The following is a 6,160-nucleotide window of genomic DNA, read 5'->3' on the forward strand; positions in this document are numbered from 1 at the left end:
GCACGGAGCGCCGGAACAGATCACGAGAACGGGTGTGAGGGGTACGATCGGGGCGTGTCGTCTCGTCTCGTGGTACTCGCTTCGGGATCGGGATCGAACCTCCAGGCCGTCCTCGACGGGTGCGCATCAGGCGTGATCGACGCCTCGGTGGTCGGCGTCGTCACGAACCGGATCGATGCCTACGCGCTCGTCCGGGCCGACGACGCCGAGATCGCAACCGAACTCGTGTCCCCACTCGACGGCGAGGAACGCCGGGACTACGACACCCGACTCGCCGGAGCCGTCGCGTCGTTCGAACCGGACTGGGTGATCCTCGCCGGCTGGATGCGCATCCTGACCACCGCATTCATCGATCACTTCCCTGATCGCATCGTGAACCTGCACCCGGCGCTGCCGGGAGAACTGCCCGGGATCCGGGCCATCGAGCGGGCGTGGTCCGAAGCGCTCGCCGGCGAGCGGAGCGAATCGGGCGTGATGGTGCACCTCGTTCCCGACGAAGGGGTGGACGACGGTCCCGTCCTGGCATCGAGGTCCGTTCCGATCGATGTGTCTGGCACACTGGAGGCATTCGCCGCCTCCATCCACGATGTCGAGCACGCGTTGCTCGTCGAGACGTTGGCGAAGCTGAGCGCAACCGACCACTCCTGAGATCCGAGGTCCCACATGACCGAGTCCACGACGACCAGCACTGACGGTCCGGCCCACATCAACGACGGCTTCTTCGACCGGTACGAGGCGCTGACGTTCGATGACGTCGTCGTCGTACCCGGTTGGTCCGAGACGCTGCCCGACGCGGTCGACACGACCGCCACGTTCGCTGCGGACATCGAACTCGCGGTACCACTCATCTCGGCCGCCATGGACAAGGTGACCGAGGCGCGGCTCGCGATCGCGATGGCACGCAACGGCGGCATCGGCGTGATCCACCGCAACATGTCGATCGCCGACCAGGCCAGCGAGGTGCAGAAGGTCAAGCGCTCCCAGTCGGGGATGATCACCGACCCGGTCACGCTGCCTCCGACGGCACTGCTGCACGAAGCCGAGTCGCTCATGAACCGCTTCAAGTTCTCCGGCGTACCGATCACCGACGACGACGGCCGCCTCGTCGGCATCCTCACCAACCGTGACATCCGCTTCTGTCAGGGCAGCGACTTCGAACGGCCCGTCACCGAGTTCATGACCGCCGACGGACTCGTGGTCGCCGAGGTCGGAACCTCGCTCGATGATGCACTCGCCGTGCTCCACCAGCATCGGATCGAGAAGCTTCCGTTGGTCGACGGCGACGGGCGACTCGCCGGGCTGATCACGGTCAAGGACATCCAGAAGCGTCTGGACTTTCCGAACGCTTCCCGGGACGGCCAGGGTCGCCTCCGTGCAGCTGCTGCGGTCGGCGTGGGGGCCGACCTCGAAGAACGCGTCGCCGCACTCGTCGCGATGAGCGTCGACGCCGTCTCGATCGACACCGCCCACGGCCATTCCGCGAACGTCGTCAAGGCAATCGAACGGATCAAGGGTTCGTGGCCCGACCTGCCCGTCACCGCCGGCAACGTCGTGACCGAGGAGGGCGTCGAGGCGTTGACCAAGGCAGGAGCCGACGCGATCAAGGTCGGTGTGGGCGCCGGGTCGATCTGCACCACCCGGGTCGTCTCCGGCGCCGGGATGCCCCAGTTGTCGGCGATCTGGCACACGACCCGCAGGGCTCGCCAACTCGGCGTCCCGATCATCGGCGACGGTGGCATCACCTTCTCCGGCGACATCGTGAAGGCGATCGCTGCCGGAGCCGAGACCGTGATGATCGGCTCGCTCCTGGCCGGCACCGAGGAGTCGCCCGGCGAGATGGAACTGATGGACGGCCGCCGCTACAAGAGCTACCGCGGCATGGGTTCCATGGGAGCGATGACCGGCGACAGTGCGGACCGGTACGCCACGAGCCAGTCCGAGACGGGCAAGTCTGCCGTGGGCACCGCGAGCCAGAAGCTCGTGCCCGAGGGCATCGAAGGTCGCGTGCCCTACGCCGGGCCGCTCGGCGAGGTGCTCTACCAACTCGTCGGTGGACTTCGCTCGGGGATGGGCTACGCCGGCGCGGCCACCCTCGACGCACTCCGCACCGCCCGTTTCATGCGGGTCACCACGGCCGGCCGCGAGGAATCACACCCGCACGACGTCACGATCACCCAGGAAGCTCCGAACTACCAGCGCGGCAGCTGACGCGCCTCCCGCGACGTCGGAGATCGCCGCCACACCTGACGACCGATCAGGACGTCGGAATCCGGCGGTCAGCCCGTTCGTGGCGGTTCGGACGCAAGGCACCGTGCGACGGCGTCCCGGACGAATGGGTCCATCTCACGACCCTCGTTGAGGAGGCGTTCCGCGAGGGCTTGGATCGGCGTGGCGATCCGTTCCTCCCAGTGGTCTCCCGCCAGCGTCGTGACGGTCCTGGCGAATGCGGGTCGGTCGCGCTTGGCTCCGGCGCCGACGGGTTGATACGTGTGTTGGACGATCAGAGCGACGAGGCGTCGCTGCCATCGATCCATCTGGGTCATGACCTCGTCGGCGTAGGCGGCGTAGAAGCTCTTGTGGGCGGACTCGTGCGATCGGAGGGTGCGGAAGAGCGACTCGTGCAGCGCACGCTCGCCGAGCGAGCGGAGGATCTCGTCCATCCGTACGTAGGCGGCCATGGCGAGGTGCTCGTTCATCGCTCCGGCAGTGGCCCAGATCGCCTCGACGACCTGGTGCATCGGCCGCGACAGCCGAGTGACGACACCGACGAGCTGGTTGTGGAGCGGGATCCTCGGTTCGAGTTCCGGCGCAGCCTCGATCCCGAGTTGGTCCATCAGCTCCGCGAGTGCCCGACCGTGCCCCACTTCGTCGATGCTCCAGACATGGAGGAAACGCTGGACGCGTCGATCTCGACGCGGCATCAGCGTCTCGATCCCGAGACCGACGACCGCCGCCTCGACTCGTTGCGCGTACTCCAGGGGCGCTGCGAGTTCACGGGCGACCCGGTCGGGATCGACGATCGTGAAGTCGATCTCGTCGAACACGAGCGGCCGTTTGGTCTCGACGTAGGTGAGGCGTTCGTCGACGATGCTCACATGTCCACCTTCGTCCAGGTCCGACGTCCCCGAACGGGAAGGTCGCGGGTCGGAGCCCATCTCGCCAGATCTCGCCTCACGGCGACCAACGCTAGAGCAGCGGCATCGTTCCGGCGAAGATCGACATCGCCGTCGCCATCGTGAGGGTTCAGGTGCCGGTGAACTCGGCTGGGCGGCGCTCGAGGAACGCGGCGACGCCCTCTCGGTGGTCGTCGCTTCGGAAACACGCGGCGAGGGACTCGGTGTGGCGCTCCATGTGCTCACCGACCGGTGCAGTGAGACCTTGGTGCACGAGCGACTTGATCTGATTCAAGCTGTGCGGAGAACCCGCGGCGATCTCGTCCGCGAGCGCCATCGCCGTCGGAAGCAGCTGATCGCTCGGAACCACGTCGAGGACGTAGCCGAGGCGCAGCGCCTCGGCGGCATCGATGATCTCGCCCGTGTAGAGCAGGCGGAGCGCGGGTTGCAGCCCGATCAGTCGCGGCAACAACCACGTGCCCGCACCGGTGTCCGGGACGAGACCGCGATGTACGAAGTTCCAACCGAAACGCGCGCTGGTCCCGGCAAGGCGGAGGTCACACTGCGAGCTGAACTCGGCGCCCATGCCCACCGCGGGCCCGTCGATCACACCGATCGTCGGCTTCGTCGCCTCCGCGATCGGCCACCAGGCGTGACGGTCGTCGGCCGAACCCCGCAGACCGCGTGACTCGCCCGGGACCGACGCGAGGTCAGCCAGGTCCGTACCGGCGCAGAACGATCCGGGAACGCCGGTGATCACCAGCACGACCGTGTCGGGGTCGGCATCGGCTCGGCCGACCGTTTCGATGAACTCCCCCAGCATGGCGAAGGTCATCGCATTGCGCTTCTCCGGTCGATCGATCGTGATCACACCAACCTTCCCGTGGGCGTCGTAGCGGATCAGCGGTCGATCGTCGGCCATGGCCGACAACGTAGACGTCGGTACCCTCGCGCCATGCGTCGGGTGTCGATCGTCGGGTCGTCGGGCGCAGGAAAGTCGACGTTGGCGACTCAACTCGCCGACCGGATCGACGTCCCGGTCGTCGAACTCGACGAGTTGATGCACGGGCCGAACTGGACCCCGACACCGACTCCCGAGTTCCGAGCGAAACTGACCACCGCGCTGGCCGATGCCGACGCGTCGCACGACGGGTGGGTCGTGCCCGGGAACTACCGGACGGTCGCCGACATCGCCCAGGGCCGCGCCGACACGATCGTGTGGCTCGATCTCCCCCGCCGAGTGTCGATGATGCGCCTCGTGAAACGGTCGGTCGCGCGGTCGATCACCCGCGAGGAGCTGTGGGGCGGGAACCGGGAATCGGTGCGCAACCTGCTCAGCCGCGATCCGGGACGCAACGTCGTGCTCTACGCGTGGAACCACCACCCGCTCTACCACGAGCTGTACTCCGGCTACGCCGAGGGCGACTTCTGGTCACACGCCACCGTCGTCCGGCTTCGGTCGCAAGCGGAGGTGGATGCGTTCGTCGAGTCGGCGCGCTAGTCCCCGACCCGGTCGCACACTCAGGCGAGGAGGTCGACGAAACCCTCGAGTTGGCGAAGGTTGCGGCATTCGTACACGCCGTCGGTGTAGGTGCCGTACTCGCCGACGATCGAATCGCCCGTGTTCCAGTAGCTCTTGGGTTCGGGGTTCAGCCAGTACACGTGACGTGCCTTCTGCTGGATCTCCTTGACGACCCAGCTCTGGCTGGCGTGGTAGTTGTTCCGCGCGTCACCGAGGAGCAGGACGGTCGACTTCGGGCCGACGTCCTTGCCGTACTCGTTCCACCACACCTCGAACGCGTGGCCGTAGTCGGAGTGCCCGTCCACCCACACCACGTCGGCCTCGGTGTTGACCCGGTGGATCGCCTCCTGGATGTCCTCGGTGGCCTTGAAGTAGTCGGTCACCTCGTCGATGCCGTCGATGAACACGAACGAGCGAACCTTCGAGAACTGATTCTGAATCGCGTAGACGAGCATCAGGGTGAACCGCGCGAACGCCGCGACCGAGCCGGAGATGTCGGCGATCACGATCAGCTCGGGCTTCGCCGGACGCGGGTACTTGAACTTCGGCTCGGCTGGGACCCCGCCGTAGCTCAGCGAGTGGCGCACGGTGTTGCGGAAGTCGAGCGGTCCCTTGCGACCGTGCTTGCGCTTGCGGGCGAGACGGGCGGCCAGTTTTCGTGTCAACGGGTACAGCGACTTCTTCAACGCGACCATCTCGTCGCGTGACGCGTGCATGAACTCGACGTCTTCGGGCAGCGGCTTGCGGAGCGTCTTGGCCATGGCCTCGGCGCCGCGATCGGCGACCAGGCGGCGACGGATCTCGGCTTCGATCTCGCTCTTGAACTTCTCGATGCGGTCCTGGTACTCCTCTTTCTCCAACCGCTCTTCGAGCGAGGTCAGCTCGCCACCGGTCTCCTGGCGGGAGGCCTCCATCATCTTGTCGAGCATGTTGTCGAGGTCGAGGTTCCGCAGCGTGCGATACAGGTAGTAGGTCCCGCCGACCGGGCGCCCCGGCTCCATCCCGGCAAACCGCTGGACGGACTGCTTGGCCATCGCCCGCATCATCCCCTGGTCGCCGTTCATCAGCGCCTGCATCAGCATCTGGGCGATCTCCTCGGGCGTCATGGAATCCATGCCGCCCTGGCCCTTGCCCTCGCCCTGCTGCTGCATCTCCTGCATCTCGCGCCACAGCTCGTCGAGGTCGGTGTCCTCGTCACCCTCGGCAATGCGGTACTCGGGACCGCGCAGGCTGAAGTACACCTCGAACACGGTCTCGAAGCTGCGCCAGTGCGCATGGTTCTTGATCAACGTCGCACCGAGCGCGTACTTGAAGGTCTCGCGGTCCTCGATCGGGATGTGCTGCACCGCTTCCATCGCGTCGAGGTTCTCGGTGAGCGACACCGGGAGACCGGCGTTGCGCAGCTCGACGACGAACCCGTTGAGCAGATCGAGCATGCCGCCGCTGGTCGACGCTGCCGACACGTTGCTGGTGTCGGTCACGACGCGACCAAACGTGTGCCATCGGGTGTCTGACACCGGATGGC

The 6,160-nt window shown here is 66.6% G+C and carries 6 protein-coding genes; 3 read left to right on the top strand and 3 right to left on the bottom strand.

Annotated elements, in window-relative coordinates:
- Positions 1 to 54: 54 nt before the first annotated feature.
- Together purN and guaB are read left to right on the top strand one after the other, a co-directional pair.
- Entirely contained in the window at positions 55 to 648 is a 594-nt protein-coding gene (gene purN, locus ON45_RS17945) for a phosphoribosylglycinamide formyltransferase (protein ID WP_040495726.1), read from the top strand.
- Between the two features lie 15 nt (positions 649 to 663).
- Complete coding sequence (gene guaB / locus ON45_RS17950; RefSeq protein WP_173400704.1) at positions 664 to 2,208, top strand: IMP dehydrogenase; 1,545 nt, start codon at positions 664 to 666, stop codon at positions 2,206 to 2,208.
- 68 nt (positions 2,209 to 2,276) lie between these two features.
- On the opposite strand, the gene ON45_RS17955 is transcribed toward guaB, so the two are convergent.
- On the bottom strand, positions 2,277 to 3,095 hold the full coding sequence (locus ON45_RS17955) for a hypothetical protein (RefSeq protein WP_040495720.1): 819 nt from the start codon (positions 3,093 to 3,095) through the stop codon (positions 2,277 to 2,279).
- Between the two features lie 148 nt (positions 3,096 to 3,243).
- Positions 3,244 to 4,035: an enoyl-CoA hydratase/isomerase family protein gene (locus ON45_RS17960; protein WP_040495722.1), complete on the bottom strand. Its 792-nt coding sequence runs from the start codon at positions 4,033 to 4,035 to the stop codon at positions 3,244 to 3,246.
- A gap of 33 nt (positions 4,036 to 4,068) precedes the next feature.
- On the opposite strand from ON45_RS17960, the gene ON45_RS17965 reads away from it, so the two are divergent.
- The gene (locus tag ON45_RS17965; protein ID WP_040495724.1) at positions 4,069 to 4,614 is read left to right on the top strand and encodes a P-loop NTPase family protein; all 546 of its coding nucleotides are present in this window, start codon (positions 4,069 to 4,071) and stop codon (positions 4,612 to 4,614) included.
- Between the two features lie 20 nt (positions 4,615 to 4,634).
- On the opposite strand, the gene ON45_RS17970 is transcribed toward ON45_RS17965, so the two are convergent.
- A partial coding sequence (locus ON45_RS17970) for a vWA domain-containing protein (protein WP_306301658.1) occupies positions 4,635 to 6,160 on the bottom strand: 1,526 nt, incomplete at its 5' end.

Source organism: Ilumatobacter nonamiensis YM16-303 (assembly GCF_000350145.1).
Taxonomy (GTDB): domain Bacteria; phylum Actinomycetota; class Acidimicrobiia; order Acidimicrobiales; family Ilumatobacteraceae; genus Ilumatobacter_A; species Ilumatobacter_A nonamiensis.

Coding starts and splice junctions, on each gene's coding strand:
- ON45_RS17960 (WP_040495722.1), bottom strand. CDS start 4,035: ATGGCCGACGATCGACCGCTGATCCGCTACGACGCCCACGGGAAGGTT.
- ON45_RS17965 (WP_040495724.1), top strand. CDS start 4,069: ATGCGTCGGGTGTCGATCGTCGGGTCGTCGGGCGCAGGAAAGTCGACG.
- guaB (WP_173400704.1), top strand. CDS start 664: ATGACCGAGTCCACGACGACCAGCACTGACGGTCCGGCCCACATCAAC.